This window comes from Micromonospora sp. SL4-19 (assembly GCF_047921475.1).
Taxonomy (GTDB): Bacteria; Actinomycetota; Actinomycetes; order Mycobacteriales; family Micromonosporaceae; genus Micromonospora.
Genome location: NZ_JBLROB010000009.1, coordinates 31,122 through 58,055, shown reverse-complemented (window position 1 = coordinate 58,055; position 26,934 = coordinate 31,122). Strand labels below are relative to the sequence as shown.

Here is a 26,934-nt window from a genome sequence, read left to right as displayed (position 1 = left end):
ATGTTAGACTGTCCGATGTGCAGCTCCGGTACAACTACCGCGTCTACCCGACGCCCGGGCAGCAAGTGGCGCTGGCGCGGGTGTTCGGGTGCGCGCGGGTGGTGTTCAACGACGGGTTGCGCCTGCGGCAGGCCGCGCGGGAGGCTGGGCTGCCGTACGTCTGCGACGCGGAGTTGTCCAAGCGACTGATCACCGAGGCTAAGCGCACCCCCGAGCGGGCGTGGCTGGGCGAGGTGTCCGCGGTGGCGCTCCAGCAGGCCCTCGCGGACCTGAACGCCGCCTACCGCAACTTTTTCAACTCGCTGTCCGGCAAGCGCAAGGGGCGCAAGGTCGCGCCGCCGCGGTTCCGTTCACGCAAGGACAGCCGGCAGGCCATTCGGTTCACCGCCAACGCCCGGTTCAAGGTGCTCGACAACGGTCGGCTGCGGTTGCCGAAGGTCGGCGATCTGGCAGTCCGCTGGTCTCGGGCGCTTCCAGCCGACCCGTCGTCCGTGACGATCGTCAAGGACGCGGCCGGGCGGTACTTCGCCTCATTCGTGGTGACCACCGCCGACGAGCCGCTGCCGCCGGTCGACGCGCAGGTGGGTATCGACCTGGGCCTGACTCACTTCGCCGTCCTTTCCGACGGCAAGAAGACCGCGGCGCCGAAGTTCCTGCGCCGGGCCGCCCGCAAGCTGCGTCGCTTGCAGCAGGACCTGTCCCGCAAGCAGCGTGGCAGCAACAACCGTAAGAAGGCCGTTGTCAAGGTTGCTCGGGCGCATGCCCAGGTGGCCGACACCCGGCGGGACTGGCAGCACAAGCTGTCCACGGCGATCATCCGCGACAACCAAGCGGTGCACGTCGAGGACTTGTGCGTTGCCGGTCTCGGCCGCACGAGGCTGGCCAAGTCGGTGCACGACGCCGGGTGGGCCAGCTTCACCGCAATGCTGCAGTACAAGGCCGCCCGGTACGGGCGGGCCTTCGCAAAGATCGACCGGTTCACGCCCACCTCGCAAACCTGCTCAACCTGCGGCCGGATCGACGGACCCAAACCGCTGAACGTCCGGACCTGGACCTGCCCCTGCGGGACCGTCCACGACCGGGACGTCAACGCGGCCATTAACATCCTCGCGGCGGGACGCGCCGAGAGCCTAAACGCCTGTGGAGCGCAGATAAGACCAGCATCCGTGCCGGCACAGCGCCGTGAAGCAGGAATCCACCCAGGCGCTGCACGCTGTTCCGCGCGCAGCGCGGAGGGAATCCCCGCCCTTTAGGACGGGGAGAACGTCAATGCTCTGGCAACCGCTAGCGGAAATGAACTTCTGGGTCGTGGTCTGACTGTGCGACGCTCTTGGCAGGAATCGAGAGATCTGGTGGGTACATGGGCAAGATGCACGCGGACGAGGCGGAGATCGACGTCGACCTGGTCCGGCGGCTGCTGCGCGCTCAGTTCCCCCAGTGGGCGGACCTGCCGATCACCCGGCTCGCCTCCGGTGGCACGGTCAACGCGATCTACCGGCTCGGCGAGGACCTGACCGTCCGGCTGCCGCTGCGCCTGGGCGGCGCCGAGGACATCGCGAGGGAGGCACGGCTGCTCCCCCGGCTGGCGCCGCTGCTGCCGCTGCCGATCCCGCATGTGGTGGCGACCGGCGCCCCGGGTGAGGGCTACCCCCTGCCCTGGGCGGTGCACCGGTGGATCCAGGGCCGCAACCCGGTCGAGGGTGACCTGGCCGAGGCCGAGCAGGTGGCCCGGGACCTCGCGGAGTTCGCGGTCGCCTTCCGCAAGATCGATCTCCCCGGCGGTCCGCCCGCGCACCGGGGCAAGCCGCTGATCGCCGAGGATCAGGAGATGCGGGCGGCGATCGAGGCGCTGCGCCGCACCGACGAACCCTTCGACGCCGAGGAGATCACCGCAGCTTGGGAGGAGGCGCTCGCGGCCCCACTGTGGACGGGCTCCGCCTGCTGGACGCACTCCGACCTCATGCCGAGCAATCTGCTGCTCGCCGGCAACCGCGTCTCGGCAATCATCGACTTCGGCACGGTGGGCATGGGTGAGCCGGCCACCGACCTCATCCCGGCCTGGAACCTGCTTCCTGCCTCGGCGCGGCAGGTGTATCGCGAGGCAGTGGATGTGGACGACGCGACCTGGGCCCGCAGCCGGGGCTGGGCCCTGTCCATGGCGGCCATCCAACTGCCTTACTACCGGTCGACCAATCCGATCATTTCCGCCAACGCCCGGCACGTCATCCGGGAGATCCTCGGGACCTCCCGATAGCAGAGATCAGCGACGGCACACATGGGTGTCGGTTCTCGCCGGAGACTGCCCTCGCGGTCCACTTTGGCCAGCTACAAGTGGCTACGTGGTGTGAGCGCTGCACTACGCGGATCTGCACACTGGCCGGCTCGAGTCCCCTGCCCTCACATCTCCCGGCCAGGGAAAGAGACCGCGACGGTCAGGCCGTCCTTACCCGTGGAGGTCGCGGTGATCAGGCCGTCGTGGGCCTGGGTGATGGACCGCGCGATCGACAATCCAAGCCCGGCCCCGCCGCTGTGGTCGATACGGGTGGCCGCCCGCCGCCGGAACGGCTCGAAAAGGGCGGCCACCTCCTCCGGAGGGATGTCGTCGCCGGTGTTCGCCACGACCAGTGCCGGTTCGCCGCCGACCTGGACGTCGATGGTTCCGCCCGGCCGGTTGTATTTCACGGCGTTCTGCACCAGATTGGTGACCAGCCGTTCCAGCAGGACCTTTTCCCCGAGCACGGTACGAGGGTCCAGCCGACTGGTGATCGTCAACCCGGCATCAGCGGCCCGTGCCCGGTGCGCGGCCAGGACGTCGGCGGTGATCCGGTCGAGCCGCAGCGGCTCGCGCGCCACCAGGCCACGGTCGCTCTCGCTCAGCGTCAGCAGGCCCTCGATGAGGCGCTCGTTGCGCTCGTTGGTGGCCAGCAGCTGGGCGGTGAGCAGGTCGAGTTGCTCGGCGGTCAGCTCGCCGGCCATGCCGACCTCGATCAGGGTCCGCTGCACCGCGAGCGGCGTACGCAGCTCGTGTGAGGCGTCGGCGGCGAACCGGCGCTGCGCCTCGTAGCCGACCGCGATCCGGTCCATCATCTCGTCGATGGTGCGGCCCAGCACCGCCAGCTCGTCACGGCCCGGGCCGGGTCGCAGCCGGTGGCCGAGGTTCTGCGGGCCGACGTGGGCGATCACAGCGACCAGGTCACGCAGCGGGCGCAGGCACCATCGGACCAGCGGGTAGCAGATCGCCAGCCCGGCCGCGAGCACGAGCAGCAGCGCGGTGTAGTCGACGAGGCTCGGATATTTGTAGAGCACCAGGCACAGGTTGCCCTCCGGAACCCGCCCAGGCTCGGTCAGGCACCACTGCGGCCCGAACTGGTACCAGAACGTGAGTGCCCGCTCGGCGACCGGACGGGCGAACTGCCCGCCGACCAGCAGAAGCGCGCAGAGCAGCAGGATGCGCCGGCTCATGCGCCCAGCCGATATCCGGCCCGGCGCACCGTATGCAGCACCGGCGGGTCACCGAGTTTGCGGCGCAACGTCATTACCGTCATCCGGACGGTGTTGGTGAACGGGTCGGCGTGCTCGTCCCACGCCTGTTCCAGCAGCTCCTCGGCGCTGACCACCCGCCCGCCGGCCCGCATCAGCACGTGCAGGACGGCGAACTCCTTCGACGACAGCGACAGCAGGTTCCCGTCGCGGGAGGCGGTGTGCCGGGTGCTGTCCAGCACGATCCCGTCCTGTTCGAGGACCGGCGGCAGGGCTGCGGCCGACCGGCGCGACAGCGCCTGCACCCGGGCCGCTAGCTCGGCGAACGCGAACGGCTTGGTCAGATAGTCGTCCGCGCCGAGACCGAGCCCTTCCACGCGGTCCCGGATCCCGGCCGCGGCAGTCAGCAGCAGGATCCGGGTGTGGGCCGCGGAACCCGAGTCGACGATCCAGCGGCACAGCTCGTCCCCGGTCCGGCCGGGCATGTCCCGGTCCAGGACGGCCACGTCGTAGCGGTTCACGCCCAGGCGCTCGAGCGCGGCGTCGCCGTCGTAGACCACGTCGACCGCCATCGAGAGCCGGCGCAGGCCCTGGGCCACGGTGTCGGCCAGCAGCCGTTCGTCGTCCGCCACCAGCACACGCATCCCTCGTCCTCCCGTTTCCGGCCAGGCTTACACACCGAAGGTAAGTGGCTGATAAGGGCGGCGATGACGGTCGGCGGACGCGGTGATCGGAAACATGACTGGCCCTTGCTGCCGAGTTCACGGACGGTCACTTTTGCCCAACAATGCGCGGAATTACCTCATATTCCTCCTGATCGCGGTGGTCGCTGCGCCCTGGGGAGCCCGGCCCGCCATGGCCATCGCGTACGGCGAGAACGCCCGCACCGGCGACTATTCGTTCTCGGTGCTGCTCACCATGACCGGCCTGCCCGCCGACGGTGGCGGCACCCGGGACAGCTCCTGCTCCGGAGCCCTCATCGCACCGCGGTGGGTGATCACTGCCGGTCACTGCTTCCGCGACCGCGACGGCCGCCGGGCGGACCGCCCGGTAGCCGAGCGGACCATCGCGATCATCGGCCGGACCGACCTCCAGAGCCGGGAGGGGCACGAGATCGAGGTCGCCGCCGTGCACCAGGCCGATCACACCGACGTGGCCCTCGCCGAGCTCGCCGACCCGGTCACCGACATCACCCCCATCCAGCTCGCCACCGCCCCGCCTACCGTCGGTGAAGTGCTGCGGCTGACCGGGTTCGGAGTAGCCACCCGCGGCAACAACATCGAATCGGCGACCTGGATGCAGACCGGCCTGTTCACCGTCGGCGCGATCGGCGACACCATGCTGGAAGCCTCCGGCCGATCGCCGAGCCGGGAGACCAGCCCGTGCCCGCACGACTCCGGCGGACCGTACTTCCGCGAGCAGGCCGGCGGCTCACCTGCCCTGGTCGCAGTGGTCAGCACCGGCCCAAGCTGCCCTCACCCCGGGCCGGACTTCGGCGCCCGCGTCGACAACCTCGGCGACTGGATTGACAGCACCATGTCGGGGCGGCCGGCGCTGCCGTGGGCGGCGATCGCGCTGCTGATCGGCGCCGGAGTCCTCGGCGGCGTCGTGGTCCGGCGCCGGGTGCACCGGTGAGCGCGCCGGGCGAGGCCGTCGTCGACCTCGGCGCGATCGCCGCCAATCTGCGGACGATTGCCGCGATGGCGCGCACCCCGCTCATGGCCGTCGTGAAGGCCGACGGATTCGGTCACTGCGCGGTGCCCGTCGCCCGCGCCGCGGTCGCCGCCGGTGCGACCTGGCTGGGCACCACCTCAGCCGCCGAAGCCCTGGAACTGCGCGACGCCGGCCTCACCACACCGATCCTGAGCTGGCTGCACCCCGTCGACGAGGACTTCGGGCGCCTGATCGACACCCGTGTCGACATCAGCGTCTCCAGTCTGCCGCATCTGCACGCCGTCGCCGCGGCAGCCCGGCTCCGGGGCACACCGGCATTCGTGCAGCTCAAAGCCGACACCGGGCTGTCCCGCAATGGCGCTATTGGTTCCGACTGGCCGGAACTGACGGCGTGGGCCCGCAAATACGAAAAAGACGACGGGGTACGGGTACGCGGCGTCTGGTCCCACCTCGCCAACGCCGACGCGCATGACGACACCGCCGTGGCTGCGCAGGTGGACGCGTTCGAGGAGGCGGTCCAGGCGGCTCGGGCCACCGGACTCGACCCGCGGCTGCTCCACCTGGCCAACTCGGCGGCCGCGCTGCACGCCCCGCGGACCCGGTTCGATCTGTGCCGGATCGGGATCGCCCTCTACGGGTTCGGGCCTGGGCTGCGGCCCGCGATGACGCTGGGGTCGCGGGTGGTCAACGTCAAACGGGTGCCTGCCGGGACCGGGATCTCCTACGGCCCCGACCACGTCACCGCGCGGCCGACCACGCTCGCGCTGCTGCCGCTCGGGTTCGCCGACGGGCTGCCCCGGGCCGCACAGGGACGGGCCGAAGTGTGGCTGCACGGCCAACGCCGCCCGATCGCCGGGCGCATCGCCATGGACCAATGCGTGATCGATGCCGGAGACCTGCCGGTGCGGATCGGCGACCCGGTCACCGTCTTCGGCGACGAACCCGCGCCCACCGCCGCCGACTGGGCGCGCTGGGCCGGCACCAACCCCCACGAGATCCTGACGGGCATCGGAGCCAGGGTCGGCCGCATCCTCGGAAAGGCAGCAAACCCATGAGAATCGCTCTTCTGTACGGCGGACAGAGCGGTGAACACGACGTGTCCCTCCGTTCGGCCGCGAGCATCATCGACCATCTCGACCCTCAGGCGTACAAGATCACGGAGATTTTGATCGGTCGTGATGGTCAATGGCATGTCGACGGGCAGGCGGTCTCACTGCCGACCGCACTGGGCGTGATCCGCGAGCACGACTTGGCATTTCCGGCGCTGCACGGTCCCTACGGGGAGGACGGCCGGGTGCAGGCAATGCTGGAGTGGGTCGGCGTTCCGTACATAGGCAACGGGGTCTTCGCCAGCGCCGCCGGCATGGACAAGGCGGTGACGAAGAAGCTGCTCGCCGCCGACGGGCTGCGGGTGGCCCCGGGCGTGACGATCGACGGGGCTTCACCGGATCCCCTGGTCCGTGGGCTCGGCCTGCCGTTGTTCGTCAAACCGGCCCGCGCCGGGTCCAGCCTCGGCGTGTCCAAGGTCGACGATCTGTCGGACCTGCCCGCCGCGCTGTCGGCGGCCCGTGCATTCGACCACAAGATCCTCGTTGAGTCGGCGGTGATCGGTCGTGAGGTCGACGTGGCTGTTCTCCAGCACCCTGACGGCCAGGTCGAGGCCGGACCGCCGTTGGAGATCAGCGTGCCGTCGGGGTTCTTCGACTTCGCGGCCAAATATGAGGGCGGCGCCGCCTTCGAGATCCCCGCCCAGCTCGACCCGGCCGTCACCGCGGTCGTGCAGGACCGCGCGATCCGCGCCTTCCATGCCCTGGGCTGCCGGGCCCTACTGCGCGTCGACTTCTTCCTGCCCTCGCCTGGTCATCCTTCTCCCGGCTGGTTCGGCGACCCGGACGAGCCGGTGATCAACGAGGTCAACACGTTTCCGGGGATGACCGCCGAATCCCAGCTCCCGCAGATCTGGCGGCAGGCGGGCCTCGAATTTCCGGCACTTCTGGACATCCTGATCGCCGGAGCGACCCGGCTGTGATCCATGGCCCCCCTATCCACCTACTCCTGGAGTTTCCTCGACAGGCCCAACACAGACCCGCCGTCCACGCAGCCATCGCCGGTGCACTCGCCGTCATCGGCCTGGCAGCCTTCATCTACGCCTGGAAGCACAGACGGCCCCGCAGGGCCGGCCACATGTGACCTTGGTTGGGCCGGGCTCGGGAGCGTTCTGCGGAGCCGGTGGATGTACAGCGCCAACTGCACCGGAAGTGCCAGCGGCTCGATTGGAAGTACGACGAACTGTGCCTATCGTTCTCCCGTGGCACTGCGGTTCGAGACGCGCGCGTCCGACTCGCTGTGGGTCGACACCGTGTGGACCTGTACGAGCGAGCAGGTCGCGGAGATGACATCTGTTGCAGCGGTGTGCTGGGGCCTAGTGTTCTGGGAGCGTGAGGGCACGGCGTACGCGAGCATTACCGGCCCTGAGACCAGGACCGGCACCGCGCCTGTGCCGGAGGGCGCGACCTTCGTCGGCATCGAGTTCGCCGTGGGTACGTCGCTGCGGGCCGTGCCCATGCCGGCCCTGGTCGACCGCGGCGTCGAACTCCCCGACGCCACGCACAGGAGCTTTCGGCTGGACGGCATCCGCTGGGAGACGCCCGGGCCCGACGACGCTGAGGCCCTGGTCGACCGCCTCGTCCGCTCCGGAGCTGTGGTCCGTGACCCGCTCGTCACCGAGGTGCGCCGAGGGCGCCATCCAGCGGTCTCGGAACGCACCGTCGAACGGCGGTTCCGAGCGGCGACCGGGCTCACCCAGGGTGCCGTACGGCAGATCGAACGCGCACGCAAGGCTTCGGCGCTCCTGGCCGCCGGCGTCCCGGTCGCCGATGTTGTCTCCAGGATCGAGTACTTCGACGAGCCGCACCTGGCCCGTGCGCTGCGCCGGTACGTCGGGCGCACGGCGCGACAACTCCGCAAGGGCACCGGCGGTGCGATCGCCCTGGATCTGGATCAGCCGACCACGTCGTAGATCGCCTTGACGACACCGTTCGGGTAGGCCGCGGACGCCCGAAGCCTCAGTACCTGCTTGTCCTTGTCCGCGCTGCTGAACAGGCTCTTCCCGGCTCCGAGCAGCACCGGGAAGACGAGCAGGTTGTACCGGTCGATCAGGCCCGCGTCTGACAGGCGTCGCGCGAGCTCCGCACTCCCATGGATGAAGATCGCGCCACCCTCGCTCTTCTTAAGCTCGATGACGTCCTCGGTCGAGCGCAGGATCGTCGTCGGACCCCAACCCTCGACGAGGGCGTCGTCGGGCAGCGTGGTCGAGACTACGTACTTGGGCAGTTCCTTGTAGGCGGCGTGGTCGTCCGAGTCGCGCCAGAGCGGCGCGAACGCCTCGTAGCTGCGGCGGCCGAACATCAGCGCCGTCGTATCCTCAAGTTCCTCGCCCTTGAGCGAGAATGCCTCGGGCAGGAATTCCATGTCCTTGACCACCCAGCCACCGCTGCGGTGATCCTCGCCCGGTCCACCACCCGGGGAGTCCACAACGCCGTCGAGCGAAACGAACCCGGTATAGACCAGATCACGCATGTGCTGTTCTCCTCATTGCCAGGCGACGAGGCCGCCAGGTAGATCGACAAGCGGGCGGCAGCGCCACGCCGACGCACCACGGCGGAGCGCCCACCCCCATGCTAGGAAGCGCCACTGCGGCCGTCTTGTACGAAAACGACGGCACCAGGAGGCAGTAGACGCTGCCACAACGGGCGACGGCCGACACGGGACAGCGCCAGCATCAGCTGCCCGTGCACCCGCTCGTCCAGTAGCCGCTCGCGGCTCCTCCACTCCAGCCCCAGGCAGCACGGCCACAAGATCAGACGCACTCAATTCGGCAGTTGCGGCCGTTGCCGGGCAGCACGAGGTCGAGGTCGGGGACGTCGACGTGCGACTCGTCCCAGTCGATCAGCGCGACCTGACTCGCGGCCGTGCGGACGTTGCCAGCGTTGTACGACACCTCGGCGGCTGGGTCAGCCCGCGCTGAGGTTGGTGCGGCGGACGATCCACCAGGCCGCGGCGAGCGCCACCGCGGTCAGGCTCAGGTAGCCGGTCGCGACGATCAGGTGGAAGTCGGGGATTCGGCTGCCCGGCTGGTACTGCAGGTGGTGCAGAAGATGGTTGTCGAACTCGCAGGAGAGGATCTTGCCGCCATCGTTGTCGGGCGGGCAGAGGCGTTGCAGCTCGACGCCGCTGAGCTGGCGACCGGAGGCGTCGAACGCGCCGGACGGCCCGTCGGCACCGTAGTCGATCATGCCGCCCTTGACGACCAGGGCGTTGTCGCGCAACAGACCACCGTCCGGGCCGCCCACTCGTAGCTGCGCGGACAGCGGCTTCATCAGGGTGGGGTAGCGCCACTGGACGAGGTAGGTCAGGCCGATGAACCCCGCGATCACGCCGAACACAGCGGGGAGCGTGCGTTTGATCGCGGCGCCGAGTGCGACGCCGACCGCGAACCAGCAGATGCTGACCGCGACCGGCAGCATCCCGGTGTTCAGGAACGGCAGGTAGTCGAACAGGGTTCCCGGAGCGACCTGGGTTTCCAGGTGTGCCAGGTGGTCGCTGACGCCGGCGACGGCTGCGGTCACAGCCGCCACGAACAGGCCGAGCATGCCCAGCTTGGTCCACAGCCAGCGCGTTGGGGAGACGTCCTGGCTCCAGGCCAGCAGCAGGGTTCGCTGCTCGTGCTCCCTGGTCAGCACCGGGATGCCGATGAACACGCCGATCAGCAGCGGCATGTACTGCACCACCCGCGACAGGGCACCCAAGGTCAGGACCAGGCGCGAGGACCCGGCGAGCCGCTCGCCTTGTGGGGAGCTCTCCGGGCAGTACGCGTTGCCGCACTGGTGCCACAGGTCTGTCAGTTCCATGGACAGGTAGGTCATCCAGCCCACCAGGACCGCGGCCAGGACGAGCGTGCCGATCAGGGCCCAGCGGTGCTGACGCCAGGTCAGCCACAGCAGACCGCGGACGTCCCCGGCGGACCCGAGATCGTCCTGGCGCTTGGTGGAGACGGGCGCTTGGGTGACCGGGCTCATGCCGCTGTCTCCAGGTCACGGTGCGCCTTGGACGAGGCCTTGAGGTAGGTCAGGATCAGCTCGTCCAGGGTGATGGGCTGGGCGGTCCAGCCGGGGGCGACGACGGCGTGCGCCGTCGGTGGCGCTGGCTGCCGGAGGACGAACGTGGACTGGCGGTCGGTGTGCTGCGCCTGGACGATCGCGCCCGGGCCAGGTGGCTGGTCCGCGCGGGGCCCGGTCAGCCGCACGTGGCTGTCGAGCAACTCCTCGACATCGCCGGTGAGCACGGGCCGGCCCGCGTCGAGCAGCAGCAGATGGTCACCGACGCCACTGAGCTCGGCGATGATGTGGGTCGACAGCATCACGGTCATGTCGCTGTCGGCGGCCTCCGCCATGAGTTCGCCGGTCACCTCGGTGCGGGCCACCGGGTCCAGGTTCGCGAGGGGCTCGTCCAACAGCAGCACCGCCGGGCGGGAGCCCAGGGCGACCGCCAGCGCGACCTGCGCCCGCTGCCCGCCGGACAGCTTGCCGCAGCGACGGTCCAGGGGGATGTCGAAGCGCTGAAGCCACGACAGCGCCCGCCGCTGGTCCCACACGCGGTTCATCGACCTTCCGAAGCGGAGCATGTCCGACACACTGAAGTCGCGGTACAGCGGCTTGTCCTGGGCCAGGATCGCGACCCGGCTCCCGGCAGAACCACCCCCGTTGGTGGACCTGCCCTTCACCACCGGTCGGCCGTGGACCAGCAGCGAGCCGCAGGTGGCCGTCAACGTACCGGCGATAATGCTCATCAGCGTCGACTTGCCCGCGCCGTTCGCGCCGACCAGCGCGATGATGCGGCTGGCGGGCAGTTGGAAGCTGCACTCCCGCAGCGCCCAAACGGTGCCGTAGCGCCTGCCCACGTCGCGGGCTTCCACGGCGATGGACTCCTCACTCATGCGGCGCCTTCCTTGCTCCGGAACCCAGCACCCGGTGTCGGTGCTGCCTGCGTCCGGTTGCCGCCAGCGTGGGCCCTGCGCGCCGAGTTCTCCACGATCACCGAGGCGAGCAGCGCCTGGATGTCCTCGTCCTCCAGACCGGCCTCGCGGGCCTGGCCGAGCCACCGGGCGAGGCTGCCGCGTAGGCGAGCCATGACATGGGGATCCGCGTGGCCGAGCGTTCCGCTGACGAAGGTGCCCGCCCCCTGCCGCGCCTCTACCAGGCCGGACAGCTCCAGTTCCCGGTAGGCCTTAAGCACTGTAGTCGGGTTGACCGTGCACGAGGTCACCACGCTGCGCACGGTGGGGAGTTGGTCCCCGGGCTGCAGCGTCCCGATCCGCAGCGCTTCACGCACCTGCCGCACCAGTTGGGCGTAGGCGGGGACGCTGCTGGACCGGTCGACATGAAAGTTGATCACCTAGTGATCCTCCTTGTCCCGCTGGGCATCGCGGATTGTTCTGGTTAAGTAGAACACCAGTTAAGCGACATGGCAAGGACGTGCCCGGACAGCTGACGGCGTCGAACGGCTCGCAACACCGCCTGCCCAGCGCGATCGCCGCATCGGGCAGAAACCCGATATGCCGGCACGACCGGTGGCGCGCCGCGCAGTCATGAGTTCGGGCATGCGCTTCGGCGGACGACGCGATATGAGCTCGGTCGTGGCACCAAGGTCGACCCTCGCCGCTCGACCGTACGACGCCCGCTCAGCGGCAGATCCGCGCACACTCAGCGGCAGATCCGGAAGTCAGCGCCCACCACCGACGATGCCGCTCATGATGGGAGTCGTATAGAAGGGCAGGGGGCCATGTCGGAACGCTGGCTGTTAGCTCAGGTCAAGACATCGCAGGGTGTACCGGCATACTTGCCTGATGTCGAGGACCGCGGCCCACCGACGGGCCACTGGGGCGCTAGCCGCTCTATCTGTGCTGGTTGCCGCAGCGCTGGCGATTGTCACGAACTATGCCACCGAATTGCAGCCTTCCTGGCTCAAGGATCGCCCAGCAGTTACCTGGAGCGTCCTGCTGGTTCTTGTAGTCCTGAGTGCGTGGCTGACAATGAGCTTGGCGAATACCGACGGATCCGCGGGCGGGGCGTCGAAGCGCCAGTGGCTGATATTTCACCACCGCAACGCGCGATTGGTGCGCTGTCTTGCCTGCGGCAAGGACCGCATCGGGGCCCTCCAGGCGGGCGAGAGTGGTTCCTGGAAATGTGAGAAATGCGGACGAACGTCGATCGCCAGTGTGGATTCGGCAGCGCGGCTGACGGTCGAGACTCCGGGTTATGGCAAGGTCCGAGTCACGCAGCGGGCCTCGTTCCGCGGCCTGCTGACCAAGGTCTATCAGACCGAAGTGCTGGAACAGCCAGATCCGGTATCTGACACCCATCGCGGCGCCGACCAACCAGGCGCGACATCCATCAGCCTCGCTGTCGATGGGATGTACAAACGCGAGTTCCGGACGGCCTTCGTTAGAGGGCTGCTGCGTGATCGCAGGAGGAGCGTTGTCCTATGGAGCGTCGCCCTTGCCTTCTTAGTTCCTTGGGGGCGGCCGCATAGCCTGCTGGAGTTGTCCTGGCACGTGGCGCTGGGCTTCGGGGTCTGTGTCGTCCTTGGTTTCGGCCGTCTCTGGCTTGCTGGCCGACACACCTTCAACCGATGGACGCGTTCCAGGGAAGCCCTGTACTGCTGGCTCCAGCGCCCCGAGGGTCTCGCATTGGCCGTGGTGATGGGCCCATCTCCCTGGCACTTCGAGGCGCTTCGTGTTCTTGGTGGCCAGGAGGCGCGCATGCTGACCGCCGAGCTCATGATTGACGTATGCCGATACGCTGACCGTAACGCACTGACGCTATCAATTCACGCCAGTGACCCGGATTGGCTGATCGAAGAAATGCGATTCAAGCGAGTGCCCGAACAGTCAAAACATGGCTTCACCACCTTGGTAAGGGAACCATCCAGCAAAGTGCCGGGGTCGAGGGACGGCCGCCCGAGGAAAAAACGGGCGAAAGAATCAAGGTAAGAAACCAATGGCCGCATTCGGCGGGGTGACCAGCTGCCGCATCGGTGCGATATTCGACTGAAAGCATGCAATCTCGATTCATTTACGTCTACTGCAGCTGCATCAAATCCTTCCACGCACTCATCTCGGCAGGAGCGGATGCCGCCGAACCCGGTCACCAGCCGTGACGCTGTATAGCGCGCGGACGGCGGCGGATGTGCGCACAGGATTATGGCTTGCGGGCGTCGGCTGATCGGGCGCGGGCTATGACGCTCGTCGGTGCATGAGGAAGGGCAGCATCCGGTTCGCTTCGTCGTTGACGGCTTGCTGTTCGACGGTTGCAAGAGGCCGAAATGGGACGAGTCGTATGTCGTCTCCGGTGAAGGACCAGGTTCCACGGACGAAGCCGTCGATGAGGATGGTGGGGTGTACCAGGGCTCGGCCGGGCATGACCTGCTTACGGTCTTCGTCGCTGATGATGCGGGTGCGGTCGGCGTGGCCCAGCAGGGCGTTGTCGTACGCGGGCAGCAGTCGCACGGGCGCTGGGATGCGCGGGTCGGGTAGGTGCGCGTCGGGCAGGTCGAGCAGGGTCTGGCCGTCGGGTCCGGTGTAGTGGCGCAGTTCGATGCCCATGTTCGCGACGACTTGGTTGAGCCGGGTTAGCCCGCTCCATGCCTGGACGTCGGCCACCGTGGCGGGTCCGAAGGCGGCGAGGTAGCGGCGGATCAGGTTCTGTGCCTGTAGGGCGACCAGACGCCGGATCACGTTAAGTGGCGCCTGGTCGGTGCGTTCCAGGAGGAATTGGCGCTGCAGCAGTGCCCGGTTGAGGGCGCGACGCGACAGTGGCGTCATGCCAGCCGCACCGAGACGTTGCCGCGGTAGCCGCCTCGCAACAGCGACAGGAAGGCATCGGGCACGGCATCGATGCCGGCCTCGACGACCGTCTGCGGGAAGACGAACGTGTCCTCGTCGAGCCAGGCCCTGAAGTGGGTGTGCCATGCGGCGATCTGGTCTGGCGTGTGATAGCAGGAGAATGGCAGCAGCTCGATCCCCTTGGCTGCGGCGGCAGCCTGGTCGAGTTCGGGGAATCGCTGCGCCGCCGCACCCAGTTGGGTGGACAGCGATCCGCACAGCGCGAACCGCGCTCCCGGCGCGGCGACCTCGAGCGCGGCCTCGTAGAGCGTGCCGCCGACGGTGTCGAAGAAGACCGTGATTCCCTCGGGTGCCAGTTCCATCAGTGCGGCGACCGGGTCCTGGTGGTAGTCGAATGCGGCGTCGATACCGAGCTCCCGGACCAGGTACTCCGCCTTGGCTTGGCTGCCCGCGCTGCCGATGACCTTCGAGGCGCCCAGGTTGCGGGCGATCTGGGCGGCCAGGGAGCCGACGCCGCCGGCCGCGCCGGAGACGAACACGACATCGTCACGGCCGACCTTGGCCACGTCTGCCATGCCGTAGTACGCAGTCGGTCCCTGGCCGAGGTGGTAGCTCGGCTCCGGGTACGCGTCGCGGTCCAGCTTGACATACGAGGCGGCCGGGCCGGCGGAATGCGTACTCCAGCCGCTCATTGACTGGACCAGGTCGCCCTCTTGCAGGTCCGGGCTGGCCGACCGCAGGACCGTGCCGATGGCCATGACGCCGATGCGCTGGCCCGGCTGCCAGGCCGGGATCGGCAGGTGGCAGTCGGAGCGCATGAGCTCGAGGTATGTGGCGGCCAGCCCGAGGTAGTCGGTGCGGACGAGGACCTGGCCGTCGATCTCGGTCTCGACAACGGTGAAATGTTCCCGGCCGGGTACGCCGGCGATCTGAGTAGTCAGCTGAATCTCACGAGTGATCATGAGGGTGACGCTAGACCGACTTCCGGTCACTTTCTGACCGGAAGCCGTGCGAAGATCACGACATGGCCAACACCAGTTCCCGAACGCTCCGGCTGCTGTCGTTGCTGCAGACTCACCGCCACTGGTCCGGCACCGATCTGGCCGACCGCCTGGGCATCTCAGAACGCACGCTGCGCCGCGATGTCGACCGGCTGCGGGAACTCGGCTACCCGGTGCACGCCTCCCGAGGCACCGACGGCGGTTACCAGTTGGCCCCCGGTGCGGTCCTGCCGCCGCTGCTGCTCGACGACGAGGAAGGCGTCGCGCTGGCGGTCGGCATGGGTGACGCCGCCCAGAGCGGAATCGCCGGGATCGAAGACGCGGCGGTGCGCGCGCTGACCAAAGTGGTGCAGGTCCTCCCGCCGCGTCTCCGTGCCCGGGTCAACGCGTTGCGCGCGATGACCATCTCGCCCACGGCCGCGGGACCGGTCGTGCCCGCCGAAGTACTCACGGTGATCGCCCAAGCCTGCCGGGACGAGGAACGGCTGCGATTCCGCTACACCGCACGCGGCGGCCCCGACACCGAACGAGAAGTCGAACCGCACCGCCTTGTCGCGCTCGGCGGCCGCTGGTACCTGGTCGCCTACGACCTGACCCGACACGACTGGCGCAGCTTCCGCCTCGACCGACTGACCGACCCGCGCAGCGCCGGAACGAGGTTCCGTCCACGCCCCCTTCCCACCGGCGACGCCGCCCAGTTCGTGCGCACCTCCACCGGCGTCCCCTCAGGACACGCCGTGCAGGCCCTGGTCCACGCATCCGCCGAACACGTCCAACGGATCGTCGGGCAATGGGGCACGATCGAATCCATCGACAGCCAGCACTGCCGTCTCACCATGGTATCCGCCAGCCTGGACTGGCCCACCCAAGCACTGGGCAACATCGGCGCTGAATTCGAGGTGCTCAGCCCCCCGGAATTCACCGACCACCTCCGAGACTGGGGAACCCGATTCCTCCGAGCCGCACAAGGATCAGCAGCCCGGACCAACTCCCAACGGGCACCGCATCCTCCCGATGACGCAATCCACCGGCCGAAGAAGGCGACAGGACCTTGAGGGAGAAGGACAGGAACGTCATGACTGCTGCCCGCCCGTTCCTGTGGGTCTCGCTGAATCCGCTGGCCGGCTCGCGGGCGGTTGAAGGCTCGGAGGTGCCTCCGCTTGGCAGCACAAGCTGTCACCGCCGGGGCTGCTTTGCGCCCAGGACAGCAACCAATCTGTGCGTACTGAAAGGTTGAGCGGCCGAAACCGGGCGGCACCGGGTCACCGAGAGATTTCACAGCCCCGGTCAGAAGGGCCGGTCACTGAAGAGATCAGAGAGAACCGACAGTGGGCGCGGTTGCCATCCCGCGTCCGACATTGCCGGGCCAGCCGGCAGCCGACTGCGGCCGGCCGCGCGGGGCTCCCGAACGCCCGCATGGGTTAGTGTCACGCCCGTGAATGGGAAGCATGCCCGACGGTGGGCGCTGGTGCTCGTGCCGCTGTTCCTGGTGGCGTCCGGCGTCTTCGTGCTGCGGTGGCTGTCGGTGCCCAACGCTCGGAAGCTGCCCGAGCCATTCCGGGAGCAGCTCGCATCGCGGGTGGTGGACGCAATCGAGCACGACCCGACCTTTGACGGGCACGGCCCAGATGCATTGCCGGTCTGCGCTGCCTCGGTGTTCGGGGTGGCGCCGGACTCGGCTCACACCGTTGACGAGGTCCGCACGATCTACACGCTGGCGTACTGCCAGTACCTCAGCACGGCAGACATCGCGAAGGGACCTGATACTGACCTCAGCTCGCTCGGCGGAGTGTCTATGCCGATCGCGGTGCATCTGGGACCGCCTGTCACCTTCGAGGAACCGACAGACGGAGAGAAGGCATACCCGGACAGTATCCGGCGGATCTTTCCAAAACCCTTACACGAGGCTGCGTTCAGCGCCGCACCCGACCCGTCAATGAAAAACGCGCTGGACGAACGCATCATGCGCCTGCTGTCCTCGCCGACGCCCTCGCCCTCCCACTCCTGACGGCCAGGATCACCCCGCCGACCAGATCCTGCGTAGCGGTTGCATGCCTTCCTCGACGTAGTCGGCGATAGGACGATCGCCCCCGTCGAGGTACCACTGCTCGAGTGCGGCGAAGTAGCCGAAGGCGAGGGCGTTCGCGGTGACGCGCGCCTGCGTTTCGCTCAGCTTTCCGGTCGCTGCGATCAGCGGAGCGATCCGTTGGGCTGCTCGGTCGAGTGCGGCGCAGGCAGCCATGCGCACCGATGGTTCGGTGAAGAAGTAACGAACCCGGCGCCATGGGCTTCTCGCGGCCCGCGAGTCTCGTTCCACGTCCTCGGAGCGAGGTGCCGGTTCTGGTGCGGATTCGTACGCGCGGACGGCCCGCAGCAAGCTGCCGACCGGATCCCCGGGATCCAGGATGGTTTCGAGCATCTCTGGGCTCATGGTGTCGAACTCGTCAGCGACGAGGAGCCCCTCCTTGGTGCCGAAGTAGCGGTACACCGATGACGGCGAGACCTCGGCCGCGGCCGCGATCTCCTCGATCGTGACGGCGCCGAACCCTCGCTCGTCGAACAGGTCGAGAGCGCGTTCCTGGATGGTGCGCATGGCTTTGAGCCGCTGGCGCTCACGAAGCCCGGTCATGCGACGAGAGTAGCAGGAGGTCACGCGCTGCAGACAGTGACTCTCAAATGGCATTGACTATCTGAACGAGGGCGACCTAGGGTCACGAACTGACAGTGACTGTCTCTAAAACGTTTGGGCGGCAAGCCCGCATGGAAGGACATGCCATGACAAAGCTGGCAAGGAAAACGGGCAACCAGGCAGCCCTCGCGATGATGTACGTCGGCGTCGGACTCACGGTGATCGCTACACTCGCCCCGTTCATCGACGGGGCCACGACGACCGTCTTGGCGGACCACATCCGGGAGGGCTACCCGACGTACGGGACGGGGGAGATCAACACCGCCGTCACCGCGTACACGGCGATCCTGTCCACGGTGGGGGTGCTGGGACTCCTCGGCTGGCTCGGCTCCGTCTGGGCGGTCCGCACCGGCAAAGGCTGGGCCCGCTTGTTGGCGACCGGTATCTTCGCGATCGCGGCCTGCATCGCGGTCGCGGCCGCGACCACCAGGGACACCAACGGTGAAGTCGGCCTCGCGCCACTGCTGGGCCTGCTTCAGGTCCTTCCCTGCGTCCCCGGTCTCGCAGCGGTCGCGCTGTTGTGGAGAAGGGCGGGATGACCGCCAGGCGTATGGGGCCGCGGATCATCGGCCGCGCCGCCATCCGCGGGGTCGCGGCGCTCAAGCGCTCGATGTATCGGGGCGGGCGACCCAACGCGTTCACCCGACTCGTGAACCGTCTCGACGTCCTGGTGTACCGGTCCCGATTGCTGGCACCGCGCCATGCCGCCGTTCTCAAGGTGGTAGGGCGCCGCAGCGGGAGCGTCACGTCGGTCGCGGTCGCGGTCACGCAGCACCAAGGTGCCGAGTTCCTCGTGTCGATGCTCGGGCCGGACGCGAACTGGGTTCGGAACGTCCAGGCCGCGGGCGGCACGGCTGCCCTCTGCCGTCGAGGTCGCGAGATCCCGGTCGTGCTGCAGGAAGTCCCGCCCGAGCGTCGTGCTGAGATTCTGCGTCGCTACCTCGCCATCGCGCCCGGCGCGAGGCCGCATCTCGGGCTTGCGCCGACGGCACCGCTGGCGAAGTTCCGCCAGATCGCCCCTCGCCACCCGGCCTTCCGGATCCTTGAGCGGCCGGCCCGCACCGAGACGCAGGAGGCGAGCAAGTGAGCCGGGCTTCCCCCGACATGTGGACACCCTGAGACTGGACGTTGGTCCAGAGGAAGGGGCGCCCCGTCGCTGCGGCCAAGATCCGGAACCGCCCCGGTCGCGGCAATCCTGGCGATAGCGGGCGAAGCGCGTGGAGGGCGTGTTACGACTGCCAGATGGCCTGGAGCGACGGCGGGAACCGCCGACCATGACGACCGGTGACGAGACCGGTCGAGAGGTCGATCGCGCCAAGTCCCAGGTCGCCACTACCACCACCCGGGCCACCTTCCTGGAGCTCTTCTTCGACCTGGTGCTCGTCTTCGCGCTCACTCGCATCACGGCTCGATCCTTCGAGGACCTGGCCCTGGAGCCGGGCGGGACCACAGGGTGGGCGCCGCTCACCGGCGGCGGCAAGACTCTGCTGCTGCTGTTGGCGCTGTACGTGGTGTGGCAGGGCACCGCCTGGACCGCCAGCCGATACTCTCCGAGCCGATTCGGGTTGCAGCTCGTCGTGATGATCGCCCTGGTGGGCAGCATGGTCATGGGCGTGGCCATCCCCCGCGCGTTCCACGAGTCCGGCCTGGCGTTCGCGATCGCGTACGTGGTCGCGCAGGTCTCCCGGCCGCTGATCTTGTTGATCACCGAGGGCCAGCAGAACAGGCAGCTCAAGCAGCGGATGCTGGTCGTGTTCTGCGTAACCGCGGTGTTGTGGCTGGTCGGGGCGTTCCTGCCGACCACCCCTCGGATCGTGCTGTGGGCGGTGGCGTTGGGCATCGAATACCTGGAGGGGCGCACCGGCTGGCCGGTGCCCCGAATGGGGCGGTCCACCGTCTCCCGATGGGAGATCGCCGGGGAGCACCTGGCCGAGCGCTACCAGCAGTTCTTCCTGGTCGCGCTCGGCGAGACGATCCTCGTGGCCGGGTTCTCCTACAGCGCGCGTCCGTTCAGCCTCAAGTCCACCGCTGCCTTCGCCGCGGCGCTGCTCACGTCCATCCTGATCTGGCGCATCTACTTCCAGCGGGCCGGGCAGATCCTCGGCGAGGCGGTCATGAAGGCGAAGCACCCGGCGGCGATCGGGCAGTCCGCCGCCGATACCCATATGGCCATGCTGGTCGGGATCTCCGCCATCGCCATCGGTTACCAGCTGACCATCGAGCATCCCCTCGATCGCGCCGAGTCGGCCTGGGTCGCGCTGATCATCGTCGGCCCGGCGGTCTTCCTGGCCGGTCGAGCACGGTTCGAGTACGAGGTCTTCGGCCGGGTGTCGCCGTCCCGCTGGATCGCGATCCTGGTCCTGCTCGGCTCGGTGGCGCTGTTCCTGCACCACCCGCCGCTGATCGCCTCGGCCGTGGCCGCCGCCGTGCTGGCCGCGGTAGCGGTGGCCGATGCCCTGCGGGCGCGGGGCAAGCCGCCCGAGGAGGCCGCGCCGCCGTTCTGAACCACCGCCCCGCAGTCCGCCTGAACCATCGCCTGGCAGTCCGGCGAGCTGCCGAACACGCGGGACCACCCGGGCTGCCGGGCGGCGTTAACATCCGCGGGTGACCTTCTCGATCGTCGCCCGCTCCACCGACGGCCGCCTGCACGGCGTCGCCGTGGCCAGCAAGTTCCTCGCCGCCGGCGCGCTGGTCCCGGCCGCCGAGGCCGAGGTGGGCGCCATCGCCACCCAGGCGCACGTGAACCTCGCCTACCGCCCGCAGGGGCTGGCGCTGCTGCGCACCGGGGTCGCCGCCGCCGACGTGGTGGCCGGGCTGGTCGCCGCCGACCCCGGCCGGGACGACCGGCAGCTCGGCGTGGTCGCGGCAACCGGCGACGGGGCCACCTGGACCGGGCCGCGCTGCCACCCGTGGGCCGGCGGCCAGGCCGGGGACGGCTGGGCCGCGCAGGGCAACATCCTCGCCGGCCCGCAGGTCATCGACGCGATCCGGGACGCCTGGCTGGGCGGGGCGGAGCTGCCCTTCCCGCAGCGGCTGCTGGCCGCGCTGCACGCCGGCGACCGGGCCGGCGGTGACCGGCGCGGCCGGCAGAGCGCCGGCCTGCTGGTCGTGCAGCGGCACGGCGGGTACGCCGGCACCGATGACACCCTGGTCGACCTGCGGGTGGACGACCACCCCGACCCGGTCACCGAGCTGAGGCGGCTGCTCGACACGCACACCATGCTCTTCGGCAAGCCCGACCCGGCCACCCTGCGGGATCTCGCCGGCCCGCTCGCCGACGAGGTGGCCGCGCTGCTGGCCGCCGCCGGCCACCCGGTCGACGCGGCCGGCCTGGACGACGCGCTCGCCTCCTGGGCCGGCGTGGAGAACCTGGAGGAGCGCCTCGTCCCCGGCCGGATCGACCCGATCGTCCTGGACCACCTGCGCCGCACCGCCCCGGCCGCACGCACCGTCCCGGTCGCACGCGCCAGCGGCTGACCCGCCCGCCGGTGGTGCCCGGTTCAGCCGCCGAAGGACAGCCAGCGCAAGCCGGCCCGGTCGACCAGCATCGCCTCGCGGTCGGTGAGCGCGGCCCGTCCGGTCGCCTTGCGCACCAGGGTCAGCGCATCCCAGCCGAGCCCGTCGGGCACCGGCCGGCCGCCGGCCAGCAGTCCCGCGACCACCTCGGCCGCCGCCGGGGTCAGCCACGGCCGCCGGTGCAACGCATCGGCCAGGTCCAAGCCGTGCACACCGACCTCCACCACTCGGGTACGCAGGAACTCGGTGAGCGTCATCGCATCGCCGTGCCGGGTACGCACCAGCCGTCCCGGCGGCTGCCCGGCCACCGCCGCGTCGGCAGCCCGCCAGGCTCGCGCGAAGCCGTCGGCCACCTCGCCGACGCCGGGCAGCTCCCGCGCCTCCTGCCGGGCGCCGTCGATCCGCGCGCTGTCCACCTCCGGGGTGAACTTGGCCGCCCCGAAGTAGTCGGCCGCGTCCACCTCGGCCCGCTCGGGGGCCGGCGCGGCGAGCATGTCGACGAGCCGCCCCGCGCCGGTACGCACGTGCGCGAGCAGGTCACGGACGGCCCAGGGCGGGCAGGGCGTGGGCCGGTCCAGGTCCGCCTCGTCGAGGCCCCGCAGCACCTCCTCCAGCCGCTCGCACTCGTCCCGGAAGGCCGCGCGTACCGTGTCCATCCACCAAATCCCCGTCCGATCCGTCCCGGCCGGGCCAGCCTGCCACCCGCCGTTTCGTCGCCCCACCGCCGGGTACGCGCCACCGGACGAGGAGAGGGGGCGCCGAATGGCCGGCATCATGCTGCGGAGCACCGCGTTCACCGACCACGACCTGCTGCCGGGACGCTTCTCACGGGAGGGCGGAAACATCTCGCCGCCCCTGGAGTGGTCTCAGGTCCCCGACACGGCCGGCGAGCTCGTCCTGATCGTCGAGGACCCGGACGCCGGGAAGACGCCCTTCCTGCACTGGCTGGTCACCGGAATCTCGCCCTTTGCGGGCGGGGTCGCCGAGGGCGCCGTGCCGGAGGGGGGCCGGGAGTGGCCCAACGACTTCGGTACGACCGGGTGGGGCGGTCCGCACCCACCTGCCCACGAGGACCCGCACCGGTACTTCTTCCGGCTCTACGCCCTGGAGCGCCCGCTGGAACTGCCGCAATCGCCCCAGGCCACCGACGTGCACAATGCACTCACCGACCGGGAGATCGCCAGCGGCACCATGGTGGGCACCTTCTACCGCTGATTCAACGCCGGTAGCGGGGCACCAGGCGGTGCACCATCGCGAGGACCAGCGCGGCCACCACGGCCATCGTTCCGACGATGCCGGCCGCGCTGCCCGCGTACCCGACGAAGAGCGGCCGGCGGGCGAGTTCGTCGGCGGGGACGTCGGATTGCCCGACCAGCCACGCCAGCGCGAGCCCGGACGCGACCAGCGCGAGCGCGCCGCCCACGCCGAGCACGGCGGCGGCGACCCGGTGCGCGTCGGCCGGCGAGATCGCCGCCCGTTCCCGCTGGAAGAACAGCAGCACCAGCCCGGCGACCGCCGCCCAGGCGCCCACCAGCAGATACGCGGCGACGGCGTCGCTGGGCCGGTGCCAGCCGGCGGAGAGGGTGCCCACCCCGGCCGCGGCCGCGTAGCCGGCGCCGAGGAACGCGCCCGGCACCCGTACCTTCGGGGGCAACACCAGGATCAGCGCGATCGCCACCGACGCGGCCACCGTGGTGTGCCCGCTGGGCAGGCTGTTGCCGGCCGCCGCGCGCTCCGGGTCGATGCCGAAGTCGGGGCGGGTCAGGTAGTGCTTGAGCAGCTGGGTGCTGACGTTGGCGCCGGCGATCAGCAGGGTGGCGGTGACGGCGAGGGCCGTCCGGTTGCGGATCAGCGCGATGAAGCCGATCACCGCGGTCGCCACCAGCAGGGACGCCACCGACATGGCGTTGAGGATGCGGTCCACCGGCCCGTCGATGCGATCGTGGCCGATCCGGCTGCCGGTCAAAGCGACCGTGTCGATCCACTGGCCGGACACGGTGTGCACGGCGATGCGCCACAGCACGATGAGCGCGACCGCGTGGGCCAGGGCCAGTACGACCAACCAGACCGCCGTCCAACCTCTTGCCGTTTCGCGCACCCGCACACCGTAACGGCCGGGCGGGGCCGGCGCTCGGTGGAGCGCGGCGGCGTCCGGTCAGGTTGGTTCGACGGGTGCAGGAGGTGGCGGGGTGGCCAGCTGGCGGTGAGCTGGCTGGTGATCCGGCGTTCTTTTCCGGCCGGGCATTCGGGGCTGCGCATCCGGCTCCGGCGTCCGATGCGGACGGAGGGCGGGAGACATTAAAAGAGAGGCCGCCACGGGGGGAGCGGCCTCTCCTGGTGATGTACGTTACTCCGTCGCGGGCCGTGGTGTGATCCCGTGGCGCCCCGATTTTCACGGGTGTTTTCGCGGCAAGTTCGTCTACGGGCGCAAGGATGCGCCGGTCCGTCCGCTGCGTCGACCGGACGGACCGGCCCACCCGGCCTGAGTGTGGGATTCAGGCCTTCCGCCGATCGGGCTGGCGTTCCCCTTCAGCCCGATCGGTCTCCGCCACGGGTGGGCCGGCCACCCGTGGCGGAGTCGTCATCTCACCCGGCCGGGAAGTAGGTGCCGTAGTCGGCGTACGCCATGGCGACGTCTGCCTGGGCCCAGAACCGGTGGTAGTTGAACGTCGGCGCGGGCCCGCCCTTCAGATACGCGTCGACCTTGGGCCAGTCCGGGTCGTTCTTGTAGAACGACCGGATGTCGAGGAAGCTCTTGCCGGCGGCGATGGCGTCCCCGTTGGGCATCTTGCCGGTCCAGCCGGACGGGATGTAGAGGCCCTGGCCGGTGCTGGCGTTGTAGACGTCGTCGAAGCGGTCGTAGTCCGTCCGGGTCTCCGGCCGCGAGACGCCCTTGCTGTCGGCGGCCGCGGTCAGCGCGTCGAGCAGCCCCTTCGCGGTGTTCTTGGCAGCGGTGTTGCCGGACTTGGCCGCGTACGCGATCAGGGTACGGATGTAGGCGGCGGCGACGCCGACGTCTTGGCCGCCCTTGGTCACCGTGACGTGCAGGTTGGTGTTCGGCTGCGGGTTGGCCGGGTCCCAGTTGGTGGGCTGGCCACTCCACTGCAGGTCCGACGGGATCGACCAGTTGGTGCCCACCGTGGTGTTGGCGATGGCCCAGGGCACCCACTTGTCCAGCAGCGCCTTGGCCTTCGTGTTGCCGGTCTGCAGGTACAGCTCGGCGATGCGCTGCATCGACCACGCCTGCATGCCGAACCACTGGTTGGACGGCGGGTCCCGGTAGACCGGGGCGACGTCGTAGAACATGCCGTAGAAGGTGGCGGTGCCGGCCGGCGGCTGGGAGTAGCTGCCGTCCCAGCTGTTGGTGGCGCCACCGGCGATGCCGCCCTCGGTGGACTGGAGCCAGGTGTAGAACTCCAGCTGCCGGTCGAAGCTCTTCTGCCAGTCGGCGACCGCGGTCGGCGACTGCGGCTTGAGCTCGGGCACGTTGGTCAGCGCCCAGGCCGCGAGCGGGTTCTGGTAGCCGAAGTGGTTGTGGCTGGAGCCGATCCGCCAGGACCAGTTCTGCGACGTGTCGTACGCGCCACCCCAGGCGTAGTACCAGGACAGCAGGTAGTGCGCCGAGTCCCGCCCGTTGCCGGCGGGGCAGGTGGTCGGGCCGACGCAGTTGCCGATCTTCTTGAAGTACTTGTCGAACAGCGAGTACCGCAGGTAGTCACCCATCTTGGCGGCCTTGGCCACGGTCGCCGCGACGTCGGCCTGCTTGCCCTGCGCCTTGGCCCAGGTCAGCGCCCAGTACGCGGCCTGCACGGCACGGGCGTCGGCGTCCGGAGCGTTGGTGTACTTCCACTGCTTGGCGGGGGCGTTGGCTTCCTTGATGAACAGGTCGAGGTAGCCGTTCGGGCCGCCGTGCTTGAACGTGTCGCAGGTCGGCTGCGGCACGGTCTCCCACACCGACTCCTGCGGGCCCCGCTGGAAGGTGTTGATGTACGCGGGCCGGGTGGTGCCGTCGCCACAGCGGCCGTAGCCGTACTTGTTGTCGACGTCGAGCAGCCAGTGCATGCCGTAGATGTCACCGGTGCCGTAGGTGGACTGCAGCTCCGAGCGCAGCGGGTCCTGGCCGACGGACACGTTCGGCTGCAGCTGCGACGGGTACTGGTTGGGCTGGTTGTACTCGGCCGCGTACTGCGGGGTGCCCGGGGCGCCGGCCGTCGGCTGGTCGGCGTGCGACGGGATGATGTACTTCTCCATTACCGTCCAGGCGTTGTTGAACGGGGCCCAGTTCTGGGTGACCCGGCCGTACTGCGCCTCCAGCCAGAGCCAGAAGCTGAACGCCTCCGAGGTGGTCTCGTGGCCGTGGTCGGGCGCCTCGACGATCAGCGTCTCGATCGAGTGGTACGGCACGCCCTCCGGGCTGAAGTACCCGGAGTTCTTGATCTTGCCGTACTGGTCGAGGAACTTCTGGATGTAGGCGTTGCCGCCGCCGGTGTCGGTGGCGGTGGCGGTGACCGACACCGGGGTGTAGCCGGTGGCGGAGGCGGTGATGGTGGCGGTGCTGCTGGTGTCGGCGTTCGCCGCCGCGGCGACGGTGATCGTGGCGCCGGTGCTCCAGTTGGACGGCGTCAGGGTCGCCGTGGTGGGCGAGACGGTGATGCCGGTGTTGCCGGTGCGGGTCAGCGTCACCGGCACGTTGCCGCTCGGTGCGGCGCTCAGCTTCAGGTTGAAGGTGGCGTTGCCGCCCTTGTTCACGCTGAGCGCGAGCGGGGTGGCCACCAGGGCCGGCCCGGTGGCGGGGTTGACCGTGAAGGACTTCTCGGCCACCGCGCTGGCGCCGAGGTTGTCGTACGCCTTGGCCTGCACGGTGTAGCTGCCGGCCGGCAGGCTGTCCAGCGTGTAGGCGTACGGGGCGGTGGTGTCGGTGTTGACCAGCAGGCCGTTGCGGTAGAACTCGACCTTGCTGATCGTCCCGTCCGGGTCGCTGGCGGTGGCGGTCAGCGGCACGCTCGCCGGCGCCACGAACGGCCCGGCCGGCACGCTGAGGGAGACCGTGGGCGGCTGGTTGGCGACGGTGCCGTTGCAGGTGACCCCGTTGAGGGTGAACGAGGTGGGCTTCGGGTTGCTGCCGGTGTGCGAGCCGTTGAAGCCGATGTTGGTCGTGGTGCCGGTGCCGAGGCTGCCGTTCCACGTCTCGTTGGTCGCGGTCACCTGGTTGCCGGACTGGCTCCACTTGGCCGACCAGCCCTGGACCACCTGCTGGCTGCTGGTCGGGAAGGTGAACTTCAGGGTCCAGCCGTTGACCGGGTCGCCGAGGTTCTTGAGGTCGATGTTGGCGGTGAAGCCGTTGTTCCAGTCGTTCGTCACGTACGTCACGTCGCAGGACGGGGCGGCCTGCGCGGCGCCTGCCGGCAGGGTCACCCCGCCGATGGCGAGGACGGTGGCGGCGACCATCGCCGTGCGGCGACGTCTGGCCATGAGTCTCATGTGCGCGGTGTCTCCTCGGACCGGGCCGGGACCGCACGGCCCCGGCGGGGCGCTTCCACGCGTCGACGGGCGTACGCGGGGCGACGGAAGCGCCCGGGAAGGTGGTCGACCCGGCCGTGCCGGGGATCGGGGTGCCGCACCGGGATGACCGGGTGCCCTCGGCGACCCACGCTCGCGTGAGCTGGCTCTGC

The 26,934-nt window shown here is 69.4% G+C and carries 27 protein-coding genes; 14 read left to right on the top strand and 13 right to left on the bottom strand.

Annotated features, from left to right (window positions below):
• Positions 1-17 precede the first annotated feature (17 nt).
• Entirely contained in the window at positions 18-1,253 is a 1,236-nt protein-coding gene (locus ACNAVT_RS14730; protein WP_416296564.1) for an RNA-guided endonuclease InsQ/TnpB family protein, read from the top strand.
• A 107-nt stretch (positions 1,254-1,360) separates the two neighbouring features.
• Positions 1,361-2,254: an aminoglycoside phosphotransferase family protein gene (locus tag ACNAVT_RS14725; RefSeq protein ID WP_416296563.1), complete on the top strand. Its 894-nt coding sequence runs from the start codon at positions 1,361-1,363 to the stop codon at positions 2,252-2,254.
• A 143-nt stretch (positions 2,255-2,397) separates the two neighbouring features.
• On the opposite strand, the gene ACNAVT_RS14720 is transcribed toward ACNAVT_RS14725, so the two are convergent.
• The gene (locus tag ACNAVT_RS14720) at positions 2,398-3,462 is read right to left on the bottom strand and encodes a sensor histidine kinase (RefSeq protein ID WP_416296561.1); all 1,065 of its coding nucleotides are present in this window, start codon (positions 3,460-3,462) and stop codon (positions 2,398-2,400) included.
• A complete protein-coding gene (locus tag ACNAVT_RS14715; protein ID WP_416296559.1) occupies positions 3,459-4,124 on the bottom strand; it encodes a response regulator transcription factor in 666 nt (221 codons plus the stop codon). Before ACNAVT_RS14715 ends, ACNAVT_RS14720 begins: the two co-directional genes overlap by 4 nt.
• Positions 4,125-4,335: 211 nt before the next feature.
• Here ACNAVT_RS14715 and ACNAVT_RS14710 point away from each other — a divergent pair, with 211 nt between their 5' ends.
• The 4 genes from ACNAVT_RS14710 (at position 4,336) to ACNAVT_RS14695 (ending at position 8,173) form a co-directional block, all read left to right on the top strand.
• Positions 4,336-5,115, top strand: coding sequence for a S1 family peptidase (locus ACNAVT_RS14710; protein ID WP_416296557.1), 780 nt, complete (start codon positions 4,336-4,338; stop codon positions 5,113-5,115).
• Entirely contained in the window at positions 5,112-6,209 is a 1,098-nt protein-coding gene (gene alr, locus ACNAVT_RS14705; protein ID WP_416296555.1) for an alanine racemase, read from the top strand. The genes ACNAVT_RS14710 and alr overlap by 4 nt, the downstream gene beginning before the upstream one ends.
• Complete coding sequence (locus ACNAVT_RS14700; RefSeq protein WP_416296553.1) at positions 6,206-7,183, top strand: D-alanine--D-alanine ligase family protein; 978 nt, start codon at positions 6,206-6,208, stop codon at positions 7,181-7,183. The genes alr and ACNAVT_RS14700 overlap by 4 nt, the downstream gene beginning before the upstream one ends.
• Before the next feature lie 279 nt (positions 7,184-7,462).
• Positions 7,463-8,173: a helix-turn-helix domain-containing protein gene (locus tag ACNAVT_RS14695; protein ID WP_416296551.1), complete on the top strand. Its 711-nt coding sequence runs from the start codon at positions 7,463-7,465 to the stop codon at positions 8,171-8,173.
• Here the strand turns inward: ACNAVT_RS14695 and ACNAVT_RS14690 are convergent.
• The 5 genes from ACNAVT_RS14690 to ACNAVT_RS14670 form a co-directional block, all read right to left on the bottom strand.
• Positions 8,155-8,733: a dihydrofolate reductase family protein gene (locus ACNAVT_RS14690; protein ID WP_416296550.1), complete on the bottom strand. Its 579-nt coding sequence runs from the start codon at positions 8,731-8,733 to the stop codon at positions 8,155-8,157. The two genes, ACNAVT_RS14695 and ACNAVT_RS14690, sit on opposite strands and share 19 nt — an antisense overlap.
• Before the next feature lie 280 nt (positions 8,734-9,013).
• The gene (locus ACNAVT_RS14685) at positions 9,014-9,154 is read right to left on the bottom strand and encodes a hypothetical protein (protein ID WP_416296548.1); all 141 of its coding nucleotides are present in this window, start codon (positions 9,152-9,154) and stop codon (positions 9,014-9,016) included.
• Between the two features lie 13 nt (positions 9,155-9,167).
• Positions 9,168-10,232: an ABC transporter permease gene (locus ACNAVT_RS14680; RefSeq protein ID WP_416296546.1), complete on the bottom strand. Its 1,065-nt coding sequence runs from the start codon at positions 10,230-10,232 to the stop codon at positions 9,168-9,170.
• Positions 10,229-11,149 (bottom strand): ABC transporter ATP-binding protein, encoded by a 921-nt coding sequence (locus ACNAVT_RS14675; RefSeq protein ID WP_416296544.1) that lies wholly within the window; start codon positions 11,147-11,149, stop codon positions 10,229-10,231. Before ACNAVT_RS14675 ends, ACNAVT_RS14680 begins: the two co-directional genes overlap by 4 nt.
• Complete coding sequence (locus ACNAVT_RS14670) at positions 11,146-11,607, bottom strand: GntR family transcriptional regulator (protein WP_416296542.1); 462 nt, start codon at positions 11,605-11,607, stop codon at positions 11,146-11,148. The genes ACNAVT_RS14675 and ACNAVT_RS14670 overlap by 4 nt, the downstream gene beginning before the upstream one ends.
• A gap of 505 nt (positions 11,608-12,112) precedes the next feature.
• Between ACNAVT_RS14670 and ACNAVT_RS14665 the strand changes: the two genes are divergently transcribed.
• Positions 12,113-13,204, top strand: coding sequence for a hypothetical protein (locus ACNAVT_RS14665; RefSeq protein ID WP_416296540.1), 1,092 nt, complete (start codon positions 12,113-12,115; stop codon positions 13,202-13,204).
• Positions 13,205-13,447: 243 nt separating this feature from the next.
• Here ACNAVT_RS14665 and ACNAVT_RS14660 read toward each other — a convergent pair whose 3' ends face one another.
• Entirely contained in the window at positions 13,448-14,035 is a 588-nt protein-coding gene (locus ACNAVT_RS14660) for a DNA glycosylase AlkZ-like family protein (protein ID WP_416296539.1), read from the bottom strand.
• The gene (locus tag ACNAVT_RS14655; RefSeq protein WP_416296537.1) at positions 14,032-15,018 is read right to left on the bottom strand and encodes a zinc-binding dehydrogenase; all 987 of its coding nucleotides are present in this window, start codon (positions 15,016-15,018) and stop codon (positions 14,032-14,034) included. The genes ACNAVT_RS14660 and ACNAVT_RS14655 overlap by 4 nt, the downstream gene beginning before the upstream one ends.
• 62 nt (positions 15,019-15,080) lie before the next feature.
• Between ACNAVT_RS14655 and ACNAVT_RS14650 the strand changes: the two genes are divergently transcribed.
• Together ACNAVT_RS14650 and ACNAVT_RS14645 are read left to right on the top strand one after the other, a co-directional pair.
• Complete coding sequence (locus tag ACNAVT_RS14650) at positions 15,081-16,112, top strand: helix-turn-helix transcriptional regulator (protein ID WP_416296535.1); 1,032 nt, start codon at positions 15,081-15,083, stop codon at positions 16,110-16,112.
• Between the two features lie 413 nt (positions 16,113-16,525).
• The gene (locus ACNAVT_RS14645; RefSeq protein ID WP_416296533.1) at positions 16,526-17,065 is read left to right on the top strand and encodes a hypothetical protein; all 540 of its coding nucleotides are present in this window, start codon (positions 16,526-16,528) and stop codon (positions 17,063-17,065) included.
• A 9-nt stretch (positions 17,066-17,074) separates the two neighbouring features.
• Here the strand turns inward: ACNAVT_RS14645 and ACNAVT_RS14640 are convergent, their stop codons facing one another.
• Positions 17,075-17,686 (bottom strand): TetR/AcrR family transcriptional regulator, encoded by a 612-nt coding sequence (locus ACNAVT_RS14640; protein ID WP_416296531.1) that lies wholly within the window; start codon positions 17,684-17,686, stop codon positions 17,075-17,077.
• A 146-nt stretch (positions 17,687-17,832) separates the two neighbouring features.
• On the opposite strand from ACNAVT_RS14640, the gene ACNAVT_RS14635 reads away from it, so the two are divergent.
• The 4 genes from ACNAVT_RS14635 (at position 17,833) to ACNAVT_RS14620 (ending at position 21,223) form a co-directional block, all read left to right on the top strand.
• Complete coding sequence (locus ACNAVT_RS14635) at positions 17,833-18,285, top strand: hypothetical protein (protein ID WP_416296529.1); 453 nt, start codon at positions 17,833-17,835, stop codon at positions 18,283-18,285.
• Positions 18,282-18,833 carry a nitroreductase/quinone reductase family protein gene (locus ACNAVT_RS14630; RefSeq protein WP_416296527.1) on the top strand — a complete coding sequence of 184 codons (552 nt, stop codon included), beginning with the start codon at positions 18,282-18,284 and terminating at the stop codon, positions 18,831-18,833. Before ACNAVT_RS14635 ends, ACNAVT_RS14630 begins: the two co-directional genes overlap by 4 nt.
• A 187-nt stretch (positions 18,834-19,020) precedes the next feature.
• Positions 19,021-20,250 (top strand): low temperature requirement protein A, encoded by a 1,230-nt coding sequence (locus tag ACNAVT_RS14625; protein ID WP_416296525.1) that lies wholly within the window; start codon positions 19,021-19,023, stop codon positions 20,248-20,250.
• A 100-nt stretch (positions 20,251-20,350) separates the two neighbouring features.
• Positions 20,351-21,223, top strand: coding sequence for a DUF1028 domain-containing protein (locus tag ACNAVT_RS14620; protein ID WP_416296523.1), 873 nt, complete (start codon positions 20,351-20,353; stop codon positions 21,221-21,223).
• Positions 21,224-21,246: 23 nt separating this feature from the next.
• Here the strand turns inward: ACNAVT_RS14620 and ACNAVT_RS14615 are convergent, their stop codons facing one another.
• Complete coding sequence (locus tag ACNAVT_RS14615) at positions 21,247-21,918, bottom strand: maleylpyruvate isomerase N-terminal domain-containing protein (RefSeq protein WP_416296521.1); 672 nt, start codon at positions 21,916-21,918, stop codon at positions 21,247-21,249.
• A gap of 106 nt (positions 21,919-22,024) precedes the next feature.
• On the opposite strand from ACNAVT_RS14615, the gene ACNAVT_RS14610 reads away from it, so the two are divergent.
• Positions 22,025-22,477 carry a YbhB/YbcL family Raf kinase inhibitor-like protein gene (locus tag ACNAVT_RS14610; RefSeq protein WP_416296519.1) on the top strand — a complete coding sequence of 151 codons (453 nt, stop codon included), beginning with the start codon at positions 22,025-22,027 and terminating at the stop codon, positions 22,475-22,477.
• A 1-nt stretch (position 22,478) separates the two neighbouring features.
• Here ACNAVT_RS14610 and ACNAVT_RS14605 read toward each other — a convergent pair whose 3' ends face one another.
• Together ACNAVT_RS14605 and ACNAVT_RS14600 are read right to left on the bottom strand one after the other, a co-directional pair.
• The gene (locus ACNAVT_RS14605) at positions 22,479-23,366 is read right to left on the bottom strand and encodes a phosphatase PAP2 family protein (protein ID WP_416296517.1); all 888 of its coding nucleotides are present in this window, start codon (positions 23,364-23,366) and stop codon (positions 22,479-22,481) included.
• A gap of 482 nt (positions 23,367-23,848) precedes the next feature.
• On the bottom strand, positions 23,849-26,734 hold the full coding sequence (locus ACNAVT_RS14600) for a glycoside hydrolase family 48 protein (protein ID WP_416296788.1): 2,886 nt from the start codon (positions 26,732-26,734) through the stop codon (positions 23,849-23,851).
• Positions 26,735-26,934: the final 200 nt, after the last annotated feature.